General features: G+C 55.7%; 1 protein-coding gene. It reads right to left on the bottom strand.

All coding sequences use genetic code 11. The features are described from left to right. A partial coding sequence (locus ESU54_RS17955) for a hypothetical protein (RefSeq protein WP_170253308.1) occupies positions 1-255 on the bottom strand: 255 nt, incomplete at both ends.

Raw genomic sequence — 255 nt, 5'->3', positions numbered from 1 at the left:
CCGTGTTGCGGATCGGGCTGTTTACGATTGAACCTCCAACTGCCTGGTTGTACCAAACTACTGTCTGGCCTGCGGGTACCGTGGCGGTTGCTGTTAATGTCTGGATTGGGCTTGCCTCACACTCGGTCTGGTTGCCGCCACTTACAGGTGCGCCTGGCGCAGCCGTAATGGTAAGGGTAACAGGTGTTCTTGTCAAACTGCTACAGCCGCCGTTGTTTACATTGGCCTGGGCGTAATAGGTAACAGAGCCAACCG

It is taken from the genome of Aequorivita antarctica, assembly GCF_007997155.1.
Classification (GTDB): Bacteria; Bacteroidota; Bacteroidia; order Flavobacteriales; family Flavobacteriaceae; genus Aequorivita; species Aequorivita antarctica.
The sequence above is the reverse complement of the archived record's forward strand: the minus strand, read 5'-3'. Positions and strand labels throughout refer to the sequence as shown.